This window comes from Steroidobacter flavus (genome assembly GCF_042651805.1).
GTDB classification, from domain to species: domain Bacteria; phylum Pseudomonadota; class Gammaproteobacteria; order Steroidobacterales; family Steroidobacteraceae; genus Steroidobacter; species Steroidobacter flavus.
Map to the genome: position 1 here is coordinate 2,253,792 of NZ_JBHSDU010000015.1, position 26,335 is coordinate 2,280,126.

At 61.4% G+C, this 26,335-nt stretch carries 22 protein-coding genes; 10 read left to right on the forward strand and 12 right to left on the reverse strand.

The window, feature by feature from the left end:
* Positions 1-10 precede the first annotated feature (10 nt).
* Together ACFPN2_RS36780 and fic are read left to right on the forward strand one after the other, a co-directional pair.
* Positions 11-2,062, forward strand: a complete 2,052-nt coding sequence (locus ACFPN2_RS36780) for an EAL domain-containing protein (RefSeq protein WP_380606059.1) — start codon at positions 11-13, stop codon at positions 2,060-2,062.
* Positions 2,063-2,183: 121 nt separating this feature from the next.
* Complete coding sequence (fic, locus tag ACFPN2_RS36785; RefSeq protein WP_380606061.1) at positions 2,184-3,338, forward strand: protein adenylyltransferase Fic; 1,155 nt, start codon at positions 2,184-2,186, stop codon at positions 3,336-3,338.
* On the opposite strand, the gene cofH is transcribed toward fic, so the two are convergent.
* The 5 genes from cofH to ACFPN2_RS36810 are packed head-to-tail and all read right to left on the reverse strand — an operon-like array spanning position 3,320 to position 10,348.
* On the reverse strand, positions 3,320-5,617 hold the full coding sequence (gene cofH, locus ACFPN2_RS36790; RefSeq protein WP_380606063.1) for a 5-amino-6-(D-ribitylamino)uracil--L-tyrosine 4-hydroxyphenyl transferase CofH: 2,298 nt from the start codon (positions 5,615-5,617) through the stop codon (positions 3,320-3,322). The genes fic and cofH overlap by 19 nt on opposite strands.
* A 44-nt stretch (positions 5,618-5,661) precedes the next feature.
* Complete coding sequence (gene cofC, locus ACFPN2_RS36795; RefSeq protein WP_380606065.1) at positions 5,662-6,267, reverse strand: 2-phospho-L-lactate guanylyltransferase; 606 nt, start codon at positions 6,265-6,267, stop codon at positions 5,662-5,664.
* Positions 6,267-6,950 carry an NADPH-dependent F420 reductase gene (gene npdG, locus ACFPN2_RS36800; protein WP_380606067.1) on the reverse strand — a complete coding sequence of 228 codons (684 nt, stop codon included), beginning with the start codon at positions 6,948-6,950 and terminating at the stop codon, positions 6,267-6,269. Before npdG ends, cofC begins: the two co-directional genes overlap by 1 nt.
* A gap of 3 nt (positions 6,951-6,953) precedes the next feature.
* Entirely contained in the window at positions 6,954-7,952 is a 999-nt protein-coding gene (locus ACFPN2_RS36805) for an LLM class flavin-dependent oxidoreductase (protein WP_380606069.1), read from the reverse strand.
* Positions 7,952-10,348, reverse strand: a complete 2,397-nt coding sequence (locus ACFPN2_RS36810; RefSeq protein ID WP_380606071.1) for a TonB-dependent receptor — start codon at positions 10,346-10,348, stop codon at positions 7,952-7,954. The genes ACFPN2_RS36805 and ACFPN2_RS36810 overlap by 1 nt, the downstream gene beginning before the upstream one ends.
* A 238-nt stretch (positions 10,349-10,586) precedes the next feature.
* Between ACFPN2_RS36810 and ACFPN2_RS36815 the strand changes: the two genes are divergently transcribed.
* The 3 genes from ACFPN2_RS36815 (at position 10,587) to ACFPN2_RS36825 (ending at position 13,364) form a co-directional block, all read left to right on the forward strand.
* Positions 10,587-11,825 carry an MFS transporter gene (locus ACFPN2_RS36815; protein WP_380606073.1) on the forward strand — a complete coding sequence of 413 codons (1,239 nt, stop codon included), beginning with the start codon at positions 10,587-10,589 and terminating at the stop codon, positions 11,823-11,825.
* Positions 11,822-12,253, forward strand: coding sequence for an ester cyclase (locus ACFPN2_RS36820; RefSeq protein ID WP_380606075.1), 432 nt, complete (start codon positions 11,822-11,824; stop codon positions 12,251-12,253). Before ACFPN2_RS36815 ends, ACFPN2_RS36820 begins: the two co-directional genes overlap by 4 nt.
* A 79-nt stretch (positions 12,254-12,332) precedes the next feature.
* Entirely contained in the window at positions 12,333-13,364 is a 1,032-nt protein-coding gene (locus tag ACFPN2_RS36825) for an AraC family transcriptional regulator (RefSeq protein WP_380606077.1), read from the forward strand.
* Between the two features lie 15 nt (positions 13,365-13,379).
* On the opposite strand, the gene parC is transcribed toward ACFPN2_RS36825, so the two are convergent.
* The 5 genes from parC to ACFPN2_RS36850 form a co-directional block, all read right to left on the reverse strand.
* Positions 13,380-15,623: a DNA topoisomerase IV subunit A gene (parC, locus tag ACFPN2_RS36830; RefSeq protein WP_380606079.1), complete on the reverse strand. Its 2,244-nt coding sequence runs from the start codon at positions 15,621-15,623 to the stop codon at positions 13,380-13,382.
* A 43-nt stretch (positions 15,624-15,666) separates the two neighbouring features.
* Entirely contained in the window at positions 15,667-17,556 is a 1,890-nt protein-coding gene (gene parE / locus ACFPN2_RS36835) for a DNA topoisomerase IV subunit B (RefSeq protein WP_380606081.1), read from the reverse strand.
* Between the two features lie 121 nt (positions 17,557-17,677).
* On the reverse strand, positions 17,678-18,280 hold the full coding sequence (locus tag ACFPN2_RS36840) for a DUF3501 family protein (protein ID WP_380606083.1): 603 nt from the start codon (positions 18,278-18,280) through the stop codon (positions 17,678-17,680).
* The gene (locus tag ACFPN2_RS36845; protein ID WP_380606085.1) at positions 18,270-19,643 is read right to left on the reverse strand and encodes a heterodisulfide reductase-related iron-sulfur binding cluster; all 1,374 of its coding nucleotides are present in this window, start codon (positions 19,641-19,643) and stop codon (positions 18,270-18,272) included. The genes ACFPN2_RS36840 and ACFPN2_RS36845 overlap by 11 nt, the downstream gene beginning before the upstream one ends.
* 150 nt (positions 19,644-19,793) lie before the next feature.
* A complete protein-coding gene (locus ACFPN2_RS36850; RefSeq protein ID WP_129780524.1) occupies positions 19,794-20,210 on the reverse strand; it encodes a rubrerythrin family protein in 417 nt (138 codons plus the stop codon).
* A gap of 163 nt (positions 20,211-20,373) precedes the next feature.
* Between ACFPN2_RS36850 and ACFPN2_RS36855 the strand changes: the two genes are divergently transcribed.
* The 4 genes from ACFPN2_RS36855 (at position 20,374) to folE2 (ending at position 24,570) form a co-directional block, all read left to right on the forward strand.
* Positions 20,374-20,670, forward strand: a complete 297-nt coding sequence (locus ACFPN2_RS36855; protein ID WP_380606087.1) for an exodeoxyribonuclease VII small subunit — start codon at positions 20,374-20,376, stop codon at positions 20,668-20,670.
* Positions 20,671-20,674: 4 nt separating this feature from the next.
* Positions 20,675-21,625, forward strand: coding sequence for a polyprenyl synthetase family protein (locus ACFPN2_RS36860; protein WP_380606089.1), 951 nt, complete (start codon positions 20,675-20,677; stop codon positions 21,623-21,625).
* A gap of 82 nt (positions 21,626-21,707) precedes the next feature.
* Complete coding sequence (dxs, locus tag ACFPN2_RS36865; protein ID WP_380606091.1) at positions 21,708-23,594, forward strand: 1-deoxy-D-xylulose-5-phosphate synthase; 1,887 nt, start codon at positions 21,708-21,710, stop codon at positions 23,592-23,594.
* A 142-nt stretch (positions 23,595-23,736) separates the two neighbouring features.
* A complete protein-coding gene (gene folE2, locus ACFPN2_RS36870) occupies positions 23,737-24,570 on the forward strand; it encodes a GTP cyclohydrolase FolE2 (protein ID WP_380606093.1) in 834 nt (277 codons plus the stop codon).
* Between the two features lie 6 nt (positions 24,571-24,576).
* Here the strand turns inward: folE2 and ACFPN2_RS36875 are convergent, their stop codons facing one another.
* Together ACFPN2_RS36875 and ACFPN2_RS36880 are read right to left on the reverse strand one after the other, a co-directional pair.
* Positions 24,577-25,149 (reverse strand): VapC50 family PIN domain-containing toxin, encoded by a 573-nt coding sequence (locus ACFPN2_RS36875; protein WP_380606095.1) that lies wholly within the window; start codon positions 25,147-25,149, stop codon positions 24,577-24,579.
* A gap of 18 nt (positions 25,150-25,167) precedes the next feature.
* Positions 25,168-25,623 carry a helix-turn-helix domain-containing protein gene (locus tag ACFPN2_RS36880; protein ID WP_380606097.1) on the reverse strand — a complete coding sequence of 152 codons (456 nt, stop codon included), beginning with the start codon at positions 25,621-25,623 and terminating at the stop codon, positions 25,168-25,170.
* Between the two features lie 169 nt (positions 25,624-25,792).
* Here ACFPN2_RS36880 and ACFPN2_RS36885 point away from each other — a divergent pair, with 169 nt between their 5' ends.
* Positions 25,793-26,335 (forward strand): hypothetical protein, encoded by a 543-nt coding sequence (locus ACFPN2_RS36885; protein ID WP_380606099.1) that lies wholly within the window; start codon positions 25,793-25,795, stop codon positions 26,333-26,335.

Here is a 26,335-nt window from a genome sequence, read left to right on the forward strand (position 1 = left end):
GAGTAGAACGTTGGCCGAATCTAGCGCCGTGCCGATGATCGTCCTGACCCGTCATCAGGACAACGTCGAGGCGATCAACAGCAACCTGCGCAACGCCGGCGTGGCCGTGCGTTGCAATTGGATCAAGGAGCTGACCGACCTCGGCGAAGCCTTGCAGCAGATCAATGCGCACATGCTGGTGGCGTTCGTGGGGCCGGACCCGGCCGACATGACCAAGGTCATGACGGTGGCCAAGCAGTACGGCGCCGACGTGCCGGTGCTGTTCGCGCGCGATCAGGTCGATGAGGAAATCATCGCCAACGCCATGCAACAGGGCGCACGCGATGTGGTCACGCTGATGAATCCCCATCGACTGCGCGGCGTCGTCGCCCGCGAGCTCGAAGCGAATCGCCAGGCCCGCGCGCTCAACAGCACCATCAGCTCGGCGCGCGAATATCGCGATCAATTGAAATCGTTCATGGCCGGCTCCGCCGACGCCATCGCCCACGTGCAGGAAGGCATCATCGTCGACGCCAATCCGGCGTGGCTGGATCTGTACGGCTTCACCGAGCCCGACGCGCTGGTCGGCACGCCGTTGATGGATGTCTTCGATGCCGATGCCCATGCCGCGCTCAAGGGCGCGCTGGTCGCCTGTTTGCAAGGCAAGTGGTCGAATCATCCGCTCAAAGCGAATGCGTTGTTGAACGACGGCTCGAGCGTGCCGCTGGAAATGGAACTGTCGCGCACCGAGTTCGATGGCGAACCAGCGGTACGATTGTGTTTCGCCGCGCGCAAACGCGAGACCGGTAATCTCAACGAACAACTCACCGAGGCGTTGGAGCGCGACGCGAGCACCGGCGCTTTGCAACGCCGCTTCTTCATCGAGCATTTGAAGAAGACGCTGGCCCAGCCGATCAAGGCGGGCGTACGCGAACTGGTGGCCATTCAAGCCGACAAGCTCGAAGCCATCAGCGACGACATCGGCCCGCTGGCCCTCGAAGATTTCATCTCCCAATTCGCCGGGCTGATCGGCGAGACGCGCCAGGCCTCCGATCTGTTCGGTCGCTTCGGCGACGGCACGCTGCTGTTGCTGATGGAACGCGGCACCGCGCGTGATATCGAAGTGTGGGCGACGAATCTGATTCGCAAAGTCGGCACCCAGGTGTTCCGGCTCAGCGAGAAACAAATCTCCTGCACGTGCAGCGTCGGCATCGGCCTGATCGATCCGCGCTCGCCCAACGCCGGCAATGCCATCGTCGACGCCCTGACCGCCCGCCGCACCGCCGAGACCGCCGGCGGCGCGCGAGTAAACATCGTCGACCAGCGCGAAGAATCGACCAAGCGCGAAGCGGCCGATGAATTGTGGGTGAAGCGCATCCGCGCCGCCCTCATGGAAAACCGCTTCCGCCTCATGCAACAGCCGATCGCCAGCCTGCTCGGCGAAGACAAAGGCATGTTCGACGTGCTGGTGCGCATGGTCGACGAGCAAGGCGAAGAACTGCTGCCCGCCGAATTCATGGCCGCCGCCGAGCGCAACGACCTGATGAAGAACATCGACCGCTGGGTGATCGGCGCGTCCATGACCTTCATCGCGAGCCGGCCGGTGAAACAATTGTTCGTGCGCCTGTCGAAAGACTCGGTGCGCGATAAGTCGCTCCTGCAGTGGCTGCTCAATCAGCTCAAGTCGTCGCGCATCGAGCCCGGCCGCCTGGCCTTCCAGGTGAGCGAGCAGATCGCCACGGAATATTTGGGCGACACGAGCGAACTGGCCAACGGCCTGCGGAAGATCGGCTTCCGATTTGCTATCGAGCACTTCGGCACCGGCCGCGACCCGCAACGTTTGATCGCTCACTTACCGATCGATTACGTGAAGGTGGATGGCACACTGATGCAAGGCCTGGCCGTCGATCAAGGCTTGCAACAACGCGTGCGCGAGCTGGTCGATCAGGCGAAAGGCCGCAACGTCGCGACGATCGCTGAGCGTGTTGAAGATGCGAATACGATGGCGGTGTTGTGGCAGCTCGGGATTGAATTCATTCAGGGGTATTTTGTGAATGAGCCGGAGCAGGTGGTGATGGGGTGAGACAGCCATATGTCGATGCCATCGACATGTCCGGAAAACATGTCGAAAAAACTTGAAAATTTCGACACGTCCTGGCCAAATGTCGATCACGTAAACATACGGGCGCGATCCGGTTTCGACCATGGCTTCCAGAACGAGCAAAAAGCCGGCCAGAACGACGCCCAAGTTCAATCCGCAACGGCCCTTCAATGACCTGCCCCTTTTGCCACCCGTCGCGGAGATCGAAACCAAGCCTGTTTTAAAGGCTTGCATCTCAGCCCGAGCCGCGCTCGAAGGCCTGAAGCAAGCCGGCGCGCAGCTGCCCAATCAGACTGTCCTCATCAACAGTATTCCGTTGCTGGAGGCACAGGCGAGCTCGGAAATCGAGAACATCGTCACCACTTCCGACGCGCTGTTTCGTTACGCGCAGATCGAAGATCAAAGTCCCGACATTGCCACGAAGGAAGCTCTGCGCTATCGAACCGCCTTGGAACGTGGCTTCCGTTCGCTGAAGCAGCGACCGCTCTCTACGAATACAGCCATTGAAGTCTGCGCACACATCAAAGGCACCAAGATGCAGATACGGCGCGTACCTGGCGTCGCGCTGGGCAATCAGTCCTCCAAGGAAGTCATCTACACGCCACCGGAAGGCGAAGCGCTGCTACGGACAAAGCTGGCGAATTGGGAGCGATTCGTTCATGAGCACGACGAAGTCGATCCGCTGATCCGGATGGCGGTGGCGCACTATCAATTCGAAGCCATTCACCCTTTCACCGATGGTAATGGCCGTACCGGCCGTGTGCTCAATCTACTCATCCTGGTCCAGCTGGGATTGCTCGAGCTGCCGATTCTCTATCTGTCGCGCGCCATCATTCGTTCGAAGAGCGATTACTACCGACTGCTTCTCGGTGTAACGGCGGATGGCCGATGGGAAGACTGGATTCTTTATATGCTGCACGCGGTGGCTCAAACCGCAGCGTGGACTACCGATAAGATCAAGGCCATTCAGCGCCTGCAGGCGCAGGCGACAGAGTACATTCGCACCCACGCATCCAAAATTTACAGTCGGGAGCTCGTCGAGATCGTTTTCACTCAGCCTTACTGCCGGATCCAGAACATCGTCGAAGCGAAGATCGCAAAACGCCAGACGGCCTCCACGTATCTCAAGACGCTCGAATCCATCGGCGTACTTCGGGAAGTCAAGGTTGGGCGCGAGAAGCTTTTCATACATCCAAGCTTCGTTCATCTGCTGACCAGTGACGATCATCCGGTCCGCAGCTATGGCAAAACACCCTGAGCAATCTCCTGCACGCGTCGATACAGCGTCGTCCGCTGCGCCTCGCGCCGGCCGATTTCACCGATCAAGACCGCCATGCCACGAACCTCGAATTCCTGGCCATGGCTGGCGCCGGCGGCCTTGCTGATCGACTCGTTCATCAAAGTGCCGCCGAGATCATTCGCGCCGGCTCGTAAGCAACGCTGCGCCCACTGCGGCCCGAGCTTCACCCAGGACACCTGGATATTGCGAATGCTCTCCCCGAGCACGAGTCGTGAGACCGCATGCATGAGGATCGTTTCACGAAGCGTAGGGCCACGACGCGCCCTTCCCTTCAAATACATCGGCGTCTCCATGTGAACGAACGGCAGCGGCACAAATTCGGTAAAGCCGCCCGTTTCCTCCTGCAATTCCAAAACTCTCCTCAGATGGCGCACCCAGTGCAGGTAGCCATCGACGTGACCGAACATGATGGTCGCCGTGCTGCGAATGTTGAGGCGATGCGCGGTACGCATCACTTGTAACCAGCTATCCGTATCCGGCTTGTCAGGGGCGATCACCCGCCGCACTTCATCATCGAGAATTTCCGCCGCCGTTCCCGGCAACGATCCCAGCCCCACACTCCGCAGCTCGGCAAGAAACTCGCCCACAGAAATACCCAGCGTGCGCGCCCCGTGCGTAATCTCCAGCGGCGAGAACGCATGCACGTGCATCTGAGGCTGCACGCGTTTGGCGGTTCGGCAAATTTCGAGGTAGGTGTTGCCGTCGAAGCTGGGGTGAATGCCACCCTGCATGCAAACTTCCGTGGCCCCGCGCTGCCACGCTTCATCGACGCGGCGGCTGATCTCTTCCAGGTCCATCACATACGCCGGCCCTCGCAGCGCCGCGTGCGAGCGCCCTTTGGAGAACGCGCAGAAGGTGCAGCGATACAAGCAGATGTTGGTGTAGTTGATGTTTCGATTGACGACGTAAGTCACGTCATCGCCCGCCTGCTCACGACGAAGCTCGTCCGCCGCCGCTTGCACGTAGAGAAAGTCCGCGCCGCGCGCGGTAAACAACTCAGCAATCGCCGCGTCGCCTACTTTCCCGCCGCGCGCCAAAATATTCACCGTCGACGCAATCGAGCTCGCGCGTGAGAAAGAGGCAGTGCTTGTAAGCTCTCGAAGCTCCGCCTCATTCGGCGCCTCGGCCCCGCCAGGGGACCACGATCCAATGCGCGCAAGGCCTGCACCATCGCTCCACCGCAACACAGGCGCATGCAGCCCTGGATCGATCCATTCATCGCGTCGTGAGATGTAACTCGGATACACAGTCAACCGCTCAACCAACATCGAGCCGCGCGACGCCAGCGTTGCGGCGAGTTGTTCGACGTGCGGCCACGGCGCCTCGGGATTCACGTGATCCGGGGTCACCGGCGAAATGCCGCCGCAGTCGTTGATGCCCGCATCCACCAGCTCAGCGAAATCGCCGACGTAAAGATTCGGCGGCACCTGAATACTCATGCTCGGCCCGAACAACAAACGCGCCACCGCCACTGTCCACGCCAACTCATCCATCGACGGCTCGGGCGCAGCGGCCATCAGCGTGCCCGGCTTGGCGCGGAAGTTCTGAATGATGATTTCCTGCAGATGCCCGAACTCATCATGCAACGCTCGCAACGCCAGCAGCGCTTCGATGCGTTCGACGCGCGTCTCGCCGATGCCAATCAGAATGCCGCTGGTCGTCGGCACCTTCGCAACACCGGCCGCGCGCAGACTCGCCAGTCGACGTTCGGGAATCTTATCCGGCGACCCAAAGTGCGGCCCACCTCGTTGTGACAATCGCGGCGACGCGGACTCCAGCATCAATCCCATCGACGGCGCTACGGGACGCAACGATTGAAGCTCCGCCTCATCCATCACGCCGGGATTCAGATGCGGCAACAGCCCCGTCTCCACCCTGACCCGCGCAGCAACCTCTTTCAGATACGACAGCGTCGACGCATGTCCCAGCTCAGCCAGCGCGAGACGCGCGTGTGAATACCGCGCCTCCGGTCGATCGCCAAGGGTGAACAGCGCTTCCTTACAACCCGCATTCGCACCGGCGCGTGCAATCGCAAGCACATCGTCGATGTTCAGGTACGCGCGCTCCAACGAACGAGGCGTCGTCGCGAATGTGCAGTAGTGACAAACATCCCGGCACAACCGCGTCAGCGGAATGAACACCTTCCGCGAATAGGTGATAAGCGAGCCCCACCCTGCATCTCGACGCTCCGACGCCGCGGGCGCGAGCGAGCGCCAGTCGACATCGAGCAAGGCCATCGCCTGCTCCGCCGTCGCCCGTTCCCCAATCGCAGTCACCCGCCTCACGAAAGCAAACTCGGACGAGCGACATCCCTGTGACCGATCAATTCCAGATCCTGCGGATCGTCGACGTCGAATCCCAACCCCAGTCTCCTGACGATACGAGGCGTCACGCCCATCGCCCGGGCAGCAGCGCAATGACGCTTGAAGCTGTTCTCACCGAACAGCGGCTCGACCATCCCCGCCGTGCGACACCAAAGTGCATTCGTGCCGCGACCATGCCGGTCGGGGGCGATGACAACGTCATCCCGGTCGCAAGCCATCGTCTCAACGTCTTCCGGTTGCAAGAAAGGCAGATCGCCATTGATAAGCAACAGCTCGCCGCTCGGCCGATGGATCGCAATGGCCTGCTGATACGCCGCGCGCGTGCCGAGATCCACATAGAGATCAATCGCCGTAGCACCCATCCCCCGCGCAAAACTCGCCACCTCATCGCTCGCCGTCGCGACGGCCACACTCGCAATCGACTCGGTCCGAAGCAGCGTCTTCAGCACATGTTCGGCCATCCGAAAATACAGCTCACGCCGCGACTGAGCGGTCAGCTTCGCTGACAGCCGTGTCTTCGCTCGATCCGGATGTTTCAACGCGACGATCGCCTGCGTCGCCATCAATGCGCGCCCGTCGGGACGCCCGTGATGCGAATGCCCGCGCTCGGCACTTTGTAGCGGCGATTGATGGCGATCAGCAGAGACGTGAGCCCTTCCGTCACCAGCGAGTTCTTGAGCGGGCCGCATCGCCAGCCCTGCAGCCCGGCAGCCTCAGCCAGCTCCACCGCGGTCTGCGCGGCACGCTCGTCGTCGGCGCAGATCAACACGTCACAATCGATCGCATGATCCAGATCGGCGAGATGATGGGCCGAAACATTCTGAAACGCCGACACGACCGCAACGTCCGACCCGAGCACCGCCTGCAGTCGCTCCACAGCAGATCCGCCCGGCAGTTGCGCAACCTCAACCTTCGGCGGAACCAGTGGCACAGTCACATCGATCAAGATCTTTCCCTTGAGAGCGCTCCGCACATGCAGCGCCGTGTCGAGCTGAGCAGCGAACGGCACCGCAAGCACGATTACGTCCGCTTGCTCAGCGGCGGCGAGATTGAGCGCGCCGCTGATACGAGCTATCGAATCCAACTTTTCGCGCAGGCTCGCCGCAGCCGTCTCCGCTCGCGCCAGATCTCTGCCGCCGAGAATGACGTGATAACCCGCACGCGCCCAGCGCAACGCCAGCCCTCTACCCTCGCGACCGGTGCCACCGAGCACAGCGATTGTTTTGATACGTATCGATGAGTGCACGGGTCAGTTCCGTCGGAAATGAGGCAGGATCTGCGTACCGACGAGATGCATGGCACGCGCAGGATCGGGACCGGTCGGCGTGCCGAACGACACGTGATCCGCGCCCGCTGCAATCAGTTCTTCAACCTGCTCGATCACATCGCGCGGCGTACCGGTTAACGTGAACGCTCTGATGGCCTTCTGCGGCACCAATGCTTTTGCACGCACCAAGTCGCCACTCACGTAAGCGCGATAGGCCGCGTCGATGGCTTCTGGATCGAGGCCCGCCTCGGTCGTCATCGGCGCGAGGAACGGTTGAATCAGGGCAAGCATGCCGCGAATACAATCCTCCGCGCTCGCTCGATCTTCGGCAATCGAGGACAACGGGCCGACGATGAGTTTCACGCTCGACGGATCGCGGTCAGCCTCGATGGCACCGGCAAGCATCTCGGTTCGCAGCTTGGACAAGTAAGCGCCGCTGCCAATGCAATCCGCCTTGATGCCCGAGGCGACGCCTCCCGCCATGCGCGCCATCTGCGGTCCCCAGGTGCCGATGAAGATCGGAATGCGTCGGGGCGCGGGGAACTGAAACTTCAAATCCGCGGTGGCCTGGAAGAACTCGCCGTCGAAGTGCTCGGTCTTCGCCGCCAGCACATGTTCCATCAACAAGTACGCTTCCTTCAGCGCACGCACCGGCTTCACCGCTTTCGCGACGCCGAGCATCTGATTGAAGCCACCGCGGCCGAGCCCGCACACCATGCGCCCATTGCTGAGCTCATCCAGCGCCGCGAGATTCGCAGCGTGATAGACGGGATTCGCCACCTGCGGAGTGACGATGAACGGTCCCAACTTCACGCGCGTCGTATGCGTGGCCATCAATGTGAGGATGGGCCAGGCCGGCCGCATGATGAGATCGTCGGAAACGTGAATCTCATCGAACCCATATTGCTCGGCCTGCTGCGCGATGGGGACATAGTCCCGCATCGGCAGCGAGCCGGTCACGGTCATGCTGAACGTCGTCATTAGAAGCCGTACCGCAGGCTCAGATACCACTCGCGCGGTCGGGACACGGCCGCCTGGAAAAATCCAGTGCCAGGATTGGCGACGCCGTTGACCATGTAGGCTTCGTCAGTGAGATTGGTGCCGCCCAACGACGCTTGCCACTGCCCGCCTGGCGTCACATACGTGAGCGCGGCATTCAGCACGCCGTACGCGTCCTGCTTCAGAATCGGGCTGTTGGTGAATTCTTTGAACTGCTCGCTGCGATAGCTGTAATCCGCACGCAGCGCGAGTCGCCCCGCGACGTTGTCCATGAAGGTCACGGTCCCGCCGATGTTTGCCGTCCACTCCGGCGTATTCGGCAATTCGGCCGACTCGATGCCGGGGTAGTTCGCGCGTGCCAGCGGCGAGAAGTAGGTGTACTCGGCATCGACGTAACCGACGGACGAGTCGACGCGCAACCAATCGGTCGCGGCCAACGAGGCTTCGATCTCGAGGCCGCGAATCTCCGCTGACGCGGCGTTCGACAGCACCGGCACGAAGTTGCCGATCGGGCCGGCGCCATCCGGATCGATGTTGTAGGTGACTTGAATGTCGTCGTAATCGGTCTGGAAGGCAGCGACGTTCAAGCGCAGCCGGCGCTGGAACCATTCGCTCTTCAAGCCCACTTCATACGTGACCGCGGTTTCCGGCCCAGCATAGGAAACGATGTCGTCCGGATCGGTGCCGGCCGCCGGCAACACGGGCGGGAAGTAGCGCATCGTGAAGCCGCCACCCTTGAACCCTTTCGCATATGAAACATACGCCATCGCGTCGTTGGCGAAGACATAGTTGAGCGACGCCATCGGCGTGGTCGAATCGCTCGTGCGCTCATACCAGCCCGCGGGAAACAGCGGCGTACCGGGCGCACCGAACGCGCCGGCGACGAGATTGACAAACCCAGGAATGCGCGTCGACGAGCCTCCGTTATAACCCTGCAGCGCCTGCAGGCCCGGGTTGAACTCACGCACCTCATGCGTGTAGCGCAAGCCGCCGGTCAACGACAGCTGATCGGTCAGATCGTAAGTAACCTGACTGAACGCGGCGTAGCTGTCGTTTTCGATAGCGCCGCCCGAGAGAAACTGCACGAGCGTGATGTCCACCGGAAAGCGCTGCTCGCCTTCTTCATGGAGATAGTAAGCGCCCGCGACGAGGTGCAGCCGGTCATCGAGCAGGTCGCCCGTGAGCTGCAGTTCCTGACTGAGCTGCTTGGTGCCGATGCTCTGACCGATGGTGTCGACGTAGTACGCCGAGCCTGTCAGCTCCTGCATGATGTCGACGCTCACCCGCCGGTAAGCGGAGATCGAGCGCACGCTGAAAGCATCGAGTGTCCAGTCTAACGTTAGCGACGTGCCCCAGATATTGGCCTCGGAGAAGTTCGCCGCGTCGTTGTTGTTCGTGGTCTCGCGGGACGACAACGAACGATCGTACTGACTGTTGTAACAGAGCGGATTATTGAAGCGCGCCGCGCCGGCGCTGGGCAAGCACACGCCGCCTGGTACTCCCGCGTTGTACAAAGAAGAGAACCCGCCGTTCTCATCGGCCTTGAGCACCACCGCACCCGCCGCTTCTTCGTCGATCCGCGAGCCATCGATCGCAACCGTCGCGAGCAGATTGTCCATCAAGTCGATCTCGGCAACCAAACGGCCCGACAACTGATCTTTGTTGCCCTGTCGCTTGCCCGTGTCTCGACCGGTGACGGGAGACACACGCTTCACGTGACCGTCGCGGCTTTGATAGCTGCCGGTGAAGCGCAGTCGCAAGCTGTCATTGATGGGTGAAGACAAGCCGGTCTTCACATCGAAGCGGTCGAACGCGCCGGTGACCACTTCGCTATAGAACTCCGGCTCGGTGCTAGGGCGTCGAGACACCAGCTGAATCGCGCCACCGAGCGTGTTCTTGCCGAACAAGGTTCCCTGCGGACCGCGCAGCACCTCCAAGCGTTCGATGTCGACCGTATCGAGCAGCGAGCCGATGGACTTGCCGACATACACGCCGTCGAGATAGATGCCGACGCCGGGCTCCACAGTGAGCACGTAGTCCGTCTGACCGATGCCGCGAATCGCGATCTGCGTGGCCGCGCCACCGCCGGATTCGCTCGCGACGCTGTCGAACTGCACGTTCGGCACGTAGCCTGTGACATCGGCGGCCGACTGAATATTCCGTTCCTGCAGAGCGCGCTCGCCGAACGCACTCACCGACAGCGGCGTGGTCTGAACATTCTCCTCGCGTTTGCGAGCAGTGACAGTCAGCTCCTCCAGCACCGTATCCGAAACATCCTGCGCCCAGACCGAGCCGCCACAGCCCATTGCCACCGGCACGCAAGCCACCGCCAACCATCCATGAACCGCGCGGCGGCCCACTGTAGAAAACGTCATCATTAACCCCGTCGTTGATAGTCGAGGCCGGCACGACCGGCGGGGCGCATCTTCCCTGCGCACGCTCGCTTGCAGAAAGCCAGTTCCGGCAAGTCAGTACGGTTTCTGCAAGCCACCCGACGCATTGTGAGCCGCGACACGTTCGGCTTTTCCGACTGCTATCCAGTTCGCGCAAGTTTGTTTGCAAGGCCTGGACCGACAACGGCTCGACCCACGCGCGCCATGTACTCTCCGCCGCCACATGGCGAGCTCAAACAAATCGACGAGTCATTCCTCCAGCGCGACCGGCGCGGCGTTCAGCGTGTACGCGGGCGGTTTGATATTGGGTATGACGCTGGTGAGCGTGCCCGCGAGCAGTGCGCTGCTCAAACAGTTGCATGGCTTCAGCGATGCGCAGTACGGCGCGATCTATCTGCCGCAACTGTTGAGCGCCATCGTCGGCGGCGTGGCCGGCGGCATGCTCACAACCCTATTGGGAACCAAACGGCTGCTGGTACTGGCGCTGTTATGTTTGCTGGTGGCGCAGTTTGCTTTGGCCGCCAGCGCGACGTTACATCCAGATCTGGCGTTGGCGGCGTTGATGATCACGACCGGTTGCATCGGCTTGGGCATCGGTCTGAGCAGCGGGCCGCTCAACGCCTATCCCGTCGTTTTGTTTCCAGCAGTGAGCAACACCGCGCTCACAGCACTGCATACGATCGTGGGCGTCGGCATGATGCTCGCGCCGCTGTATTTGTCGACGTTCGCTCAGCACGACCATTGGTTGCTCGGCGTGCTCGTACTGTCCGCCGTGACGCTCATCGTCTTGCTGACCGCGCTGCTCGCCGAGTTCCCGCCCATTGCAACGAGCGAAGCAGTAACAGGCGCAACGGCAGTACGACCGGAGCGGGACGCGTTGTTCTGGATCTGCGCAGCCATCGCGGTGATCTATTCGGTCGCCGAAGGCATCTTTTCCAACTGGGCGATGTTGTTCATCCAGGAAGAGCGCGGGCTGGACGCCGCGACCGCCTCGCTTGCCCTCACTTGCTTCTGGGGCGCACTGACGAGCGGCCGACTGCTCGCTTCGTTCCTCGTCATTCGACTGCCACCGCTCGCGTTCCTGCTGGCGCTCCCGCCGCTGATGACAGCAGCCTTTTGTTTGTTGCCTCTCACAGGCAGCGCGGCCGGTCTGATCGGCGCGTTCGCATTCGCAGGGCTCGCGTGTTCAGCGTATTTCCCAATGCTGGTTGCTTATGCCGCTGGAGCATTCCCTCAGCGTGTCGCTTGGATCGCTTCGATGATGATCACCGCGCAAATGGTCGGCATCGGACTGGGCACATACACCATTGGTTTGATCAAAGGCACGGCCTCGATCACGTCCCTCTATTACGTCGCGACCGCCCTGCCGGCGGCAACGCTGATCCTCATCGCTGTGGGCCGCCATCTGGCCGCCGGCAAATCGCTCCGTGTCATCAAAACTTCGAGTGCAAGACTGTCATGAAACGACCCGTCGATGTCCTGTTCGATTCACTGGCCAGTGCCTGGAACTCACAGAACCTGGACGCGCTGTGCGCGCTGTTCACGCCCGACTGCACCTACATCGACATGGCCTTCAATGTGACTTCGCGCGGTCACGCCGGGCTGCGCGACTTCGCCCGTCACGTTTATTCCACACTGCCCAACTTCTACCTGCAGTTTCCGGTGCGTTTCGGCGCAGGCAATCAAGCAGCGTCGGAATGGATCATCACCGGCACCTGGCGCGGCGACTTCGAGGGCGCCGACTGCACCGGCCGGGCGACGCGCTTCACCGGGCTGTCGCGCTATGAACTGGTCGACAACAAGATCCGATTGAATATCGATTGCTGGGACTTTGTGGCGCTCGCCAAGGTCCTGCGCCCCGGAGCAAAGGTTGCTTTCGAGCCGGCGTGAGCCGGTTTGCGCAAGGAATCCGCTACTCCTCCTTAGAGGGCCCTTATCCCCAAAATCACGGAAGTGGTGTAGCGCGATCATGCAGTCACTCTCCCCGACCTTCAGCCGCATGTCGGCTGACGACTACTTCATTGCCCCTCAGGTCGAAACATCCGAGGGCAAGTCGTCGCGCACCGAATCCATCGATGCCCAAACGGCAGTCGCGAGTGTCAGCCGCGTTTTCTTTCCGCATCACGTCCGCCTGCATCACGAACGCCAGCTGCTGGAGTTCCGTCACAGCGCCAGCCGTCTGTCGCAGATCTCGTTCAATCAGATCACCTATGGCGGCGAGCTGGACGTGCTGGTGAACGAGCCCCGCCGCAGTCGTTTCGTGTTGGTCATTCCACTGCGCGGGACCATGCAGATGCATTCACGCGAGCGTAGTTGGGATCTCACCGCCGGCACGATGATGCTGATGAGCCCCCACGTCGGCTATCGATTCACTCACTACGAGAAAGACGCGCATCTGGCGGTGGGCATTCCTCGCCACCGCATCGAGATGTCCGATGCGACCTGTAACGAAAAACTCGCGCAAGGACTCGATCCGGTGAGCATCGATGAATCCAGCGAGAGTCTGCTCGACTACATCGGCTTCATCTGCAACGAGTTCAATCGAGGCGGCGCCCTGCTGCGCTCGGAAGGCGTGCGCGCCGGTGTGGAGAACACCTTCATCACCATGCTTCGAAGCATGCTGTTCCCGGACCGGATGTCCGGCGTTACCAAGTCGAGCATCGTGCCGGGCTTCGTTCATCGCGCCGAACGTTTCATGCAGCAGCATCTGACCGACGACATCCGGCTCGACGACATCGTCAAAGCGGCGGGCGTTCCCGCCCGGACGCTGCACTATGGATTCAAACGATTTCGCAGCAGCACGCCGATGCGCTGGTTGCGTGAGAAACGATTCGAGCAGGCCCGTCAGGATTTATTGGCGGGGGCTCGCGAGGGCGTGCAGGTGATCGACGTCGCGCATCGCTACTGGATGCATCATGGCGGGCGATTCGCGATCAACTATCACAAGCTGTTCGGCGAATCGCCCTCGGCGACGTTGCGGTCCGCGCTCAAGCAACGCTGAGCGCGGACGTTCGCTTTAGGCAGGCTCGACTTCCAGCTTGTCGACCTTGCGCCAGCCTCGCGGCAACACGGCGCCGCGCTGAGCGCGCTCGCCCTTGTATTCCTTGAGGTCGGCGTACTTGATGGTCATCTTGCGATCGCCGGAGCGGACCACCAGATTCTGCTCCGGGGTGATGACGGCGATGGCCGTCATGGTTTCGTCGCCCTTCGGGGACACACCGAAGATCTTGTTGCCCTTGCCCTTCGGCAGCTCGGGCAGATCCTTCACCGGGAACACCAGCATCTTGCCTTCGCTGCTGGTCGCGCAGATCAATGCCTTTTCATTCGCGGGCACGAGCGCCGGCGCGAGCGACTTGCTGCCCTCGGGCACCTTGAGCACGGCCTTACCGGCTTTGTTACGAGAGTGCAGCTCGCCGAGATTCACAATGAAGCCGTAGCCCGCATCGGAAGCCAGCACGCACTTTTCTTCCGCTTCGCCGATGAGCACGCCCGAGAACGTCGCACCCTCCGGCGGATCGAGGCGACCGGACAACGGCTCACCGTTACCACGCGCCGACGGCAACGAATGGGCGATCAATGTGTACGTGCGGCCCGTGCTGTCCAGGAACACCGCTTGCTGCGTGTTCTTGCCCTTCGCAGCGGCGAGGAACGCATCGCCCGTCTTGTAAGAAACCGACGTTGGATCGATTTCGTGGCCCTTCGCGGCGCGCACCCATCCACGCTCGGACAGAATCACCGTCGTCGGCTCGGTCTGCACCAGCTCGGTCTCGTCGATGGCGACCGCGGCCGCGCGTTCGACGATCTTGGTGCGACGGTCGTCGCCGAATTCCTTCGCATCCGCTTCCAGCTCGTCGCGCACCAGCTTCTTCAGCTTGGCCTTGCTGCCGAGCAGCTTGTCGAGACGGTCCTGCTCCGCCGCCAACTCGTCCTGCTCGCCGCGGATCTTCATTTCTTCCAGCTTGGCGAGGTGACGCAGGCGCGTGTCGAGAATCGCGTCGGCTTGAATCTCGGTGATCTTGAAGCGCTTCATCAAGACCGGCTTCGGCTCGTCCTCGCGACGAATGATCCGGATCACTTCATCCAGGTTCAGGAAGGCGACCAGCAAGCCTTCCAAGATATGCATGCGCGCCTTCACCTTGTCGAGGCGCCACTGCAGGCGGCGCGTGACGGTGTCGATGCGGTACTTGAGCCACTCTTCCAGCAGCTCCTTCAGCCCCATCACTCGCGGCTTGCCGTCGAGGCCGATGATGTTCAGGTTGACGCGATACGTGCGCTCGAGATCGGTGGTGGCGAACAGGTGATTCATCACCTGCACCAGGTCCACGCGATTGCTCTTCGGCACGATCACGATGCGGGTAGGATTCTCGTGGTCGGACTCGTCGCGGATGTTCTCGACCATCGGCAGTTTCTTGCCGTTGATCTGCGCGGCGACCTGCTCCTGAATCTTCGCGCCCGACACCTGATACGGCAGCGAGGTGACGACGATCTCGCCGTCCTCCAGCTCGTACGTCGCGCGTGCGCGGAAGGTACCGTTGCCGGTCTCGTAGATTTGTTTGATATCGGCCTTGGGCGAAATGATCTCGCCATAGGTCGGGAAGTCCGGGCCCTTCACGTCCTTCATCAGCTCGCGCAACGGCGTGTCCGGATCTTCGAGCAGCTTGATACAGGCGCTGACGACTTCGCGCAGATTGTGCGGCGGAATGTCGGTGGCCATGCCGACCGCGATACCGGTCGCACCGTTCAACAGAATGTTCGGCACGCGCGCGGGCAGCAGCTTCGGCTCTTCCATCGTGCCGTCGAAGTTCGGAATCCATTCCACCGTGCCCTGCCCCAGCTCGGACAGCAGCAGCTCGGAATATTTCGTCAGACGCGCTTCGGTGTAACGATAAGCGGCGAACGATTTCGGATCGTCGGGATGACCGAAATTCCCCTGTCCATCCACCAACGGATAGCGATAGGAGAAAGGTTGTGCCATCAGCACCATCGCTTCGTAGCACGCCGCGTCGCCGTGCGGATGGTACTTACCGATGACGTCGCCGATCGCGCGGGCGGCCTTCTTGTGTTTCGACGCCTGCCACGAGCCCTGCTCGCTCATGACGTAAACGATGCGCCGTTGCACCGGCTTCAAGCCGTCGCCGATGTGCGGCAGAGCGCGATCGAGGATGACGTACATCGAATAATCGAGGTACGCCTTCTCGGTGAAGGTGCGCAGCGGTTGCTGCTCGACGCCTTCGAAGTTCAAAGGAGGTTGCGTGGGCATAGATCCAGAGAATGTTTGTTAGATGGAGGCGAGGCGCGCGTGCTCAGGGGACGACTTCGGCAAGGTTGCCTTTGGTCTCGAGCCATTCGCGGCGATCGCTCGCCCGCTTCTTCGCCAGCAGCATGTCCATCGTCGCATCGGCCTCGTCCTTGGCTTCGACCGTCAGCTGCACCAGCCGGCGCGTCTCGGGCGCCATGGTCGTCTCGCGCAGTTGCAGAGCGCTCATCTCACCCAGACCTTTGAAGCGGGTGACCGTCGGCTTGCCGCGCGGATGTTCCGCCGCGAGCCGATCGAGGACGCCCTGACGCTCGGCGTCGTCGAGCGCGTAGAACACCTGCTTGCCCAGATCGATGCGATACAACGGCGGCATCGCGACGTACACGTGACCGGCCAGCACCAACGGACGGAAATGACGGAGGAACAGCGCGCACAACAGCGTGGCGATGTGCTGACCGTCGGAGTCGGCGTCCGCGAGGATACAAACCTTGTGATAGCGCAGACCGTCGAGCTTGTCCGAGCCCGGATCGACGCCGAGCGCGATGGCAATGTGGTGCACTTCCTGAGAGGACAGCACTTCGCTGGCGTCGACTTCCCAAGTGTTCAGGATCTTGCCGCGCAAGGGCATGACGGCCTGGAACTCACGATCGCGCGCCTGCTTGGCCGAGCCACCGGCGGAATCACCTTCGACCAGGAACAACTCGCCGCGCTCAGGCTGCTCGGATGAGCAGTCGGACAGCTTGCCAGGCAACGCCGGGCCGGAGGTCAACCGTTTGCGAGTGACGGCTTTGGACGCTTTCAACCGGGTCTGCGCGCTCTGGATCGCCAGCTGCGCAATCTTCTCGCCCGACTCCGGATGCTGGTTCAGCCAATGACCGAACTGATCCTTGACGATGCCTGATACGAAAGCGGCCGCTTCGCGCGACGACAGACGCTCTTTGGTCTGGCCGGCGAACTGCGCCTCTTTCATCTTCATCGACAGCACGTAGGTGACGCCGTCCCAGACGTCTTCGGGCGCCAGCTTCAGGCCCTTGGGCAACAAGTTACGAAACTCGCAGAACTCGCGAATGGCGTCGGTGAGACCGACGCGCAAACCATTGACGTGCGTGCCGCCTTGCTCGGTCGGAATCAGGTTGACGTAGCTTTCTTCGATGCGCGGACCGTCATCGACGCGCCAGGCCAGCGCCCAATCGACGGCTTCCTTCTCGCCTTCGATGGCGCCCGTGAACAGTTCCTGCGGCAGCCACTCGCCCTCCCCGAGCGATCCGGTCAGGTACTCCTGCAGACCGCCGGAGTACTGCCACTCTTCCTTCTCGCCGCCTTCGACTTCCAACGTGACATGCAGGCCGGGGCACAACACCGCCTTGGCCTTGAGCACATGCTTCAGCTTCGGCACCGAGAAGGTCGCCGAGTCGAAATAGCTCGCGTCCGGCCAGAAGCGCACGCGCGTGCCGGTATTGCGGCCGCCGACATCGCCAATGACTTTGAGCTTGGAGGTCGCTTTACCGGAGGCAAAGCCGATGTGGTACTCCTTGCCGCCGCGCTTGACGAAGGTGTCCAGCTTCTTGGACAGCGCGTTCACGACCGACACACCGACGCCGTGCAGGCCGCCGGCGAACTTGTAGTTCTTGTCGTCGAACTTACCGCCGGCGTGGAGCTTGGTCAGGATCAGCTCGACGCCGCTGACCTTCTCCTTGGGATGGATATCCACCGGCATGCCGCGACCGTCGTCGGCGACTTCGAGCGAGCCGTCCTTGTACACCTTCACGTCGATACGTTTGGCGTGCCCGGACATGGCCTCGTCGACGGAGTTGTCGATGACTTCGTGGGCTAGATGGTTGGGGCGACTCGTATCCGTATACATGCCGGGACGCCGGCGCACGGGGTCGAGACCGCTGAGAACTTCAATGTCGGACGCGTTATACGATTGTGCCATCGGGTAACGAGCTGATTTCGTTAGGGGCGGAAATTGAGGCGGCGGATCATAGCACGCAGGGTCGGCTGTACATCCCCCCAGGATTTTCCGCCGGCCCCCGACGTCGCCCGCGACCGACGCCTCAGCCCAGGTCTTTAGCCAACGAATCCCGCTGCGGCTGCGACAGCTGCACCTCGTAGCGATAACTCGGATGATCGATACCGACCTTGATCGCGCCCCCCGCCTTCACCCTGGACGCCATCTCCGCACTCAACTCGAAGCGCAGGAAGTGCACCGAGGACGTCTTCTCCTCGTTCTCCCGCTCCAAGTCCTCATCCGCAATGGCAAATGATCGCTCCAGCCCCTCCACCTGAACCCAGCAGCGATCTTCCACGCCCTTGAGCCCGGCCAGCCGCTGCTTGCGCTCGTCCGGATCGGGAAACTCGATCAGAAACGTCACTTTCCAATTGGAGCCGTCCGGAATCAGCGGGTTATATGCATCGAGCTCATCCTGAATGCCGGCCGACTCGAAGATGCGCTCGACTCGGAGCATCTCCTGCACCTGATACTGGATCGTGAGCCGGTCCTCGAACGCCCAGGTCACATTCGGCCCGATCGGAATCAGGCGATTGCGCTTGTGCTCGAGCACCTTGGCTCGAAACTCCTTCCTCGCCGTCGAGTACTGCTCCAAGCTCATCAAATCCGCGCGAGCCAATCGACCGCGCTGAACGGAATCAGATCCCATAGGCCCTCCGCAATAGAGTGAGGGGATGCACTGGCGGCGCGGCCGTGCCGGTGTCGGCCCCGGTGAGGCCGGACTCGATCTGGTGGCCGGCCATCGGACAGTCGCTGGAGTAGTAGTCGGCGCCCGCGTCGTTGACGCGGCGGATGACCGGCTTGCCGATTTTCATCGACACCTCCCGATATTCCTTCTTCACCCCATAGGTTCCGTTGTGCCCGGAGCAACGCTCAATCGCATCGACCTCCGTCTCCGGCACCAGCATCAGCACATCTCTCGTCTTCAAACCCAGATTCTGCACGCGCAAGTGACAGGGCACGTGATAACTGATCTTGCCCAGTCGATGCGGGAAGTCGGTGTTCAGCAGGTTCTCTTTGTAACGCGCCCACAAGTATTCGAACGGATCGAACATCGCGTCGCGCACCTTGATGACCTGCGGATCGTCAGGGAACATCAGCGGCAGCTCCTGCTTGAACATCAGCGTGCAGGAAGGCACCGGCGTGACGATGTCCCAGCCTTCGTCCACGAGTTTAGCCAGTTCCGGAATGTTCTCGTTTTTCAGCTGTTCTATTGCTTTCAGATCGCCGAGCTCGAGCTTCGGCATGCCACAGCACTTCTCGCGGCCTGCGATCCTCACCGGGATGCCGTTGTGCTCGAAGATCGCGGTGAGATCTTCGCCGAGCTGCGGCTCGTTGCGATTGCCGTAGCACGTCGCAAACAACACCACTTTGCCACGAGTGTCGCCCGCGGGTTTCGCATCGAACGTCGGATGTTCGTTTCTTGCGTGCCGCTTGCGATACGTGTTGCTGTGATATTCCGGTACCGGCGCTTTCGGATGCACGCCGAGCGTCTTATCCAGCATCTTGCGACCGAACTCGGTCTTGTTGATGGCGTTGACCGCTTCGGCGACCACCGGAATGCCGGCGATGCTGCCGACCAGATCGGTGGCGCTGAGAATCTTGTCTCGCGTCGTGATCGGCTTCGCCCCCTCGGGAGCATTGTTGAACTTGAATGCCTTGGCTCGAAGCATCAAGTGCGGGAAGTCGACGTTCCAGGGATGCGGCGGCACGTACGGACACTTGGTCATGTAGCACATGTCGCAGAGATAACAGTGGTCGACGACGTCCCAGTAGACCTTCTTGTCGACGCCATCCACTTCGCCGGTCGAGGATTCATCGACCGCGTCGAACAGCGTCGGAAATGAGTTGCACAGGCTGAAGCAGCGGCGACAGCCGTGGCAGATATCGAAGACGCGCTCGAGCTCTTTGAACAGCGACGCTTCGTTGCCGTACTCCGGATCTTTCCACGCGATCGGATGACGGGTCGGCGCTTCGAGGCTGCCCTCGCGGGCTACTTTTTGTTCGGACACGCAGTTACCTGGCGAATGGCTGGGACTGAGTGAAGCAAATGAAACGGGAGAAACACGCGAGCCGTAAAGCCAACGGCCGGCAGAGATCTCCCTGCCGGCCGGCTTTTCATTGACCGCGAGCGCGCACGATGAACGGCGCGAGCGGAATAATTACAGCGTATCGAGCGCCTTCTGGAAGCGATTGGCATGCGAGCGCTCGGCCTTGGCCAGCGTCTCGAACCAGTCGGCGATTTCCTCGAAGCCCTCGTCGCGAGCCTGCTTGGCCATGCCCGGGTACATGTCGGTGTACTCGTGCGTCTCGCCAGCGATGGCCGCCTTCAAATTCGCCCCGGTCGGGCCGATCGGCAGGCCCGTCGCCGGATCGCCCACAGCCTCCAGGTATTCCAGATGTCCGTGTGCGTGGCCGGTTTCACCCTCGGCCGTCGAGCGGAACACCGCGGCGACATCGTTGAAACCTTCGACGTCCGCCTTGGCTGCGAAATAAAGATAACGACGGTTGGCCTGGGATTCGCCCGCAAAGGCGTCCTTCAAATTCTTTTCGGTACTCGACCCTTTCAGACTCTTCATTGCAGCTCACCTCGATTGCCGGCGGGTAGGAAGTGGCAAAAACACTCACCATTAGACATAGTCTAATCGAGCAAGAATCTAGTCCTGGCCGCGCGCGGAGTCAACGGCGGGAGACAGTAACTGTCGCTGCCGACCGAGAAGCTATAAGCTTGCCGCGCCGCCAATGACGCCCACGCCCATCGTGACCAGCAAAACCCCTTCCACCGAACCCGCGGAGACGACTGCGGACTTCGAACGATCGCTCGCCGAGCTCGAAGCCATCGTCGACAAGCTCGAGCATGGCGATCTGTCGCTGGACGACTCGCTGCGCCACTTTGAGCGCGGCGTGCAGTTGACGCGCTCCTGTCAGAGTGCGCTCAAGCAGGCCGAACAGAAAGTAGAAATTCTCCTTCGTCGCAGCGGCGCCGAGGGCGATTTCGCAGCGGCCCCGTTCGACGCCGATACGGACGACGAGCGTTAACCGCATGGCGGTCCATTCCAGCGTCGTCCAGCCCTCGCCCGTCGCGGGCCGGCATCCGGACTTTGCGGCTCAGCTCAAGCAATGGCAGGCCCGCATCGAGCGCGAGCTCCTGGCGCGGCTGCCTTCCCCCGAGATTCAACCGCAACGACTGCACGAAGCCATTCGCTATAGCGTACTCGGCGGCGGTAAGCGCGTACGCCCGGCGCTCGTTTATGCGACCGGCGCGGCCCTCGGCATTCCCGAATCAATCCTCGATGGCGCGGCGTGCGCGGTCGAGTTGATTCACGCGTATTCGCTGGTGCATGACGACCTGCCGGCCATGGACAACGACGATCTGCGCCGCGGGCTGCCGACCTGTCACAAGAAGTTCGATGAAGCGACCGCGATTCTGGTCGGCGATTCGTTGCAATGTCTGGCGTTCGAACTGCTCGCCGACGGGCCGGGATTGCCGTCCCAACCAAGCGTGCGACTCAAGCTCGTTCAGTTGCTCGCGGTCGCCAGTGGCACGAGCGGCATGGCCGGCGGACAGGCGCTCGATCTCGCCGCCATCGGTCGCAAGCTCTCGTTGGCTGAAGTCGAAGAGATGCATGTTCGCAAGACCGGCGCGCTCATTCATGCATGCGTGATGATGGCCGGCGCCTGCGCTCCGCAACCTTCCGAGAGCGTCACGCGTGTATTGGATGAATATGCTCGCGCCATCGGACTCGCATTTCAGATTCAGGATGACTTGCTGGATGTCGAAGGCGATGTCGCGGTCATCGGTAAAGCCACGGGCGCGGATAAAGCGCTCGATAAACCCACCTATCCTTCCGTCGCCGGCATCGAGCCGTCGCGCCAGCGCATGCACGAGCTACATACTCGCGCCCTGGCGGCGCTCGCCAAGCTGGATGCAGCGGGCCTGCAGAGCGCGCCATTGGCCGCGATGTCGGATTGGCTGGTTCTGCGGAAATACTGATCTTGGGCGCCAGAATTCATCCCGTGCCTGCCCCGACTGCGCCAGCAATCACCCGCCTGGTTTCCTGTAGAATTCACCGGACATGAATTCCGCCACGCCTCATCCGTTGTTGGCTGCGCTCAACTCACCTGCCGACCTGCGCAAGCTCCCGGCCAGCGAGTTACCGCAAGTCACCTCGGAACTGCGCCAGTACCTGATCGACACCGTCAGCCAGATGGGCGGCCATTTCGCCGCCGGCCTCGGCACGGTCGAGCTCACGGTCGCTTTGCATTATGTCTTCGATACTCCTCACGACCGGCTGGTGTGGGATGTGGGACATCAGGCGTATCCACATAAGGTGCTGACCGGTCGTCGCGATCAGCTGCACACCATCAAACAAAAGGATGGTCTCGCGCCGTTTCCAACGCGCAGCGAAAGCGAATACGACACGTTTGGCGTCGGTCATTCCAGCACTTCGATCAGTGCCGCGCTCGGCATGGCCATCGGTGCCGCCGCCAAGAAGGAAGATCGTCGCGTCGTGGCCGTGATCGGCGATGGCGCGATGAGCGCCGGCATGGCGTTCGAAGCGCTGAATCACGCCGGCAGCCTCGATGTCGACATGCTCGTGATCCTCAACGACAACGACATGTCGATCTCGGAGAACGTCGGTGCGTTCTCGAATTACTTCGCACGTGTCCTGTCCGGCAAGTTGTATGCAACGCTGCGTGAAGGCAGCAAGAAAGTGCTGAGCCGCATGCCCACGGTGTGGGAGCTGGCGCGCCGTTCCGAAGAGCACATGAAAGGCATGGTGCTGCCCGGGACGATCTTCGAGGAAATGGGCTTCAACTACATCGGGCCCATCGACGGTCACGATGTGAATGCACTGGTTGCGACCCTGCGAAATCTGCGCGATCTGAAAGGCCCGCAGTTCCTGCATGTGATCACGCGCAAGGGTAAGGGCTATGCGCCGGCCGAAGCCGATCCGATCAAGTGGCACGGCCCGGGCCCGTTCGATCCCAAGAGCGGCGTGATCTTCAAAGAGAAGGCCAGCGGCCCGAGCTACTCTCAAGTGTTCGGCCAGTGGATGTGCGACATGGCGGCGGCCGACCCGAAAGTGGTCGCGATCACGCCGGCGATGCGCGAAGGCTCCGGGCTGGTCGAATATTCCAAACGTTTCGCCTCTCGTTACTTCGACGTGGCGATTGCCGAACAACATGCGGTGACCTTGGCGGCCGGCATGGCGTGCGAAGGGTTGCGGCCGGTGGTCGCGATCTATTCGACGTTTCTGCAGCGTGCGTACGATCAATTGATTCACGACGTCGCGATTCAGAATTTGCCCGTGACGTTTGCGATCGATCGCGCCGGCCTGGTCGGCGGCGACGGCGCGACTCACCAGGGCAGTTACGACCTGTCGTTCATGCGCTGTATTCCGAATCTGCTCGTGATGGCGCCGGCCGACGAGAACGAGTGCCGTCAGATGCTGTACACGGCGGTTCAATCCAACGTGCCCGCAGCCGTGCGTTACCCGCGCGGCCAAGGCCCGGGCACCGCCATCGAATCGACCATGCGCGCCCTGCCCATCGGCAAGGCGCAGATCCGGCGCGAGGGCCGTTGCGGGCTGGCGATCTTCGCCGTCGGCGCGATGGTCCCGCTGTGCGAACGGATCGCCGAGAAAATCGACGCGACCGTCGTGAACCTGCGCTTCATCAAGCCGCTGGATGAGGAGCTGATCGTGCGCGTGGCGGCCAATCACCGCGCCCTCGTGACGGTTGAGGAGAATGTGGTGGCGGGCGGCGCCGGCTCGGCCATCGCCGAGTGCCTGGCCGCGCACGGTCATATTCCACCGACCCTGAACCTGGGCATCCCCGACCGCTTCATGGAACACGGCTCCCGCGAGGACTGCCTGGCAGCCGCCGGGCTGGACCTGGCGTCGCTGGAGTCGGCCATTACCCGGTGGTGGCAGGGCGAGAAGCGCCTGGCCGTCGGCTGAGTCGGTCGAAATACCTCACTTTTTGGGCATTTGAGTATTTCCAGGGCGGGGGAACGGCCTTCCCGCCCCTTGATCTATACTGCGCTCGACCAAATCGATAGCAGTCTTAGGCCGGCGCCCCGGCCCGGTCCGGAAATCCTGTATGTCGACATTGCCGAAAAGCGTCGCCTCCCCGCCCCCGACCTCCATCGAGGACGTCCAGGCACGCGCCGATTCCCGCCGCATTCCGATCAACAAGGTCGGCATCAAGGACGTGTATCACCCCGTGCGGGTGAAAGATCGCTCCAGCGGCGAGCAGCACACCATCGCCAACTTCAACATGTACGTGGCCCTGCCCCACAACTTCAAGGGCACGCACATGTCACGCTTCGTCGAGCTGCTTCACGGTAACGAGCGCGAGATCTCCGTCGAATCGTTCCGGGACATCCTCGCGCAGATGACTGAGAAGCTGAATGCGCAGACCGGTCACATCGAAATGGCGTTTCCGTTCTTCGTGATGAAGAAGGCGCCGGTGTCCGGCGTCGAGAGCTTGATGAACTATCAAGCCTCGCTGATCGGCGAGCTTCACAACGGCGTGTCCGAGCTGTGGCTCAAGGTCGTGGTCGCGGCGACCAGCCTGTGCCCTTGCTCCAAGGACATTTCCAAGTACGGCGCCCACAACCAGCGCTCCCACATCACCATCAAGGCCAAGGTCGATGGTCACATGTGGCTGGAAGAACTGATCGACATCGCCGAGTCGGAAGCCTCCTGCGAGGTCTACGGCATCCTCAAACGCGCCGACGAAAAACACGTCACCGAGCGCGCCTACGAGAACCCCAAGTTCGTCGAAGACATCGTCCGCGATGTGGCCGTACGAATGAACAACGAGGATCGCGTTCGCGCCTACGTCGTCGAAGCGGAGAACTTCGAGTCCATCCATAACCACTCGGCGTACGCGCTGATTGAGAAGGATAAGGACGAGGTCGTCGGCAGCTAACTCGGTTCAAAGCGATTTGATGCGCGCCCTCAGAATCGACGCGCTGCCCGCCAGGCCATTTCGTTCATAACCGACGATCATCTCTTCGGCCGTTCGCGGCGGATTTGTCAGCCTGCGTCGAATTCTACGGACGGCCTCGCAAACAACCTCGGCGTTCAGATCGAGCAGATGCGCAATGAATGCATCCGGATGAATGGCGCAAACTCCATACGGACGCAGCGCCTCCTTCGGAAAGTGCCTGAGATTGAAAGTGACGATTTCCTGAGCGCCGCAGTGAATCGCCGCGGCGAGTACGTGACGATCATCGGGATCGGGTAACGCTGAAAGCCCAGCCTCAAGCGACTCGAACCCTGTCACCAGACAATCCAGCACGGCAGCGTTCATAAGCTGAGCGACTCGTTCGAGCCGAGCACGATCAAGATCGGGCCTCTCACGACTCACCGCAGCGATCCATTCGGAGTGGATTCGATCCGTCCACTTCGCTCGCACCAATCCCGTTCTCGCAATCTCCACCGTCAGATCGCGAATCGATGCGGGATAGAGTACGCAGGCATCGTAAACGACCGTGAAGCTCGCCAAGCACTCCCCTCAAGTTTGTTAGTCGAGCTTCATGTCCTGGGACAGCGAAGCCAGCTCGCGCAATGCTGCCTCACTCTCGGAATCTCTCTGCCTCTTATAAGTCATCAAATCAGAGAATCTAACGCGCCGATGCGTGCCCACTTTGTGATAGGGCAGCTGTCCGCTCTCGAGCAGGCCCACTAAAAACGGGCGCGAGACATTCAGAAGATCCGCCGCCTCCTGTGTCGTCAATTCCGCGTGGTACGGCATGAGTGTCACGGCGTTACCCTTCGCGAGTTCCGCCAGTAGCGCACCCAGCAGCCGCACGGCTGCCGCGGGCAGGACTACCGGCTCGTCAGGCGCGCTCTCGAAGCGCACGACACAAGTTTCCCCTTGGCTCGCGCCGATCACACGGAACAGCCGACGACTGGCATCCGCGGCAAGAGCGGACACTTCTTCGGTGGGCTGCACTGGCTCAGCAAGTACGGCGGACATGGCATCTCCCGAGATCGGACAGCCCCAGGGTACACAAACGAAATAATCGAAACAATAGTCGAAACTATCAAAACCAATCTAGATGCTTGTAAATAATTAACTTACAAGGCAATACGTTGTTAATGGGAGGGAAGCCCCTCCTCGCCCATGAACTGCCAGAGAGCCCTTGATGGATATCTCGCCCCTCCAGACCCGGCTTCCCGCCATCCGCAAGTGGATCGATACCACTGTCGAGGAGCATCGGCCCGCGGCGCGGCCGCTGGCGTCGTTTGGGTTCGCGAGGCTCGGGCATTACTTTGATGCGGCGACGCTCAAGCGGGTCTCGGTGATCGAGGTCGATGTGGTACCGAAGCCGCCGCTGGCGGCGCTGGGGCTGCATCAGTTCGCCGATTTCGAACAGCTAAACGGCGCCGGGCTGACCTACGGGGATGTGTATTTCGTGGTCAAGGCGCGGGCGAACGATGAGTCGTTGCACTTTCACGAGCTGGTGCACACGATCCAGTGGCACAACCTCGGCGTCGATCGATTCATCCTCGCCTATGCGCTCGGACATCTCGCCGGGGGCGGATATGAGAACAATCCGCTGGAAGAAATAGCGCACACGCTCGAAGGGATCTTTACGAAGGAGCCCCGACTGTTTCGGGTGGAGCCGATCGTTATCCAACACCTGGAGCGCGTCGTGCCGGCGTTGATGGAAGCCGCCGGCTTGTAA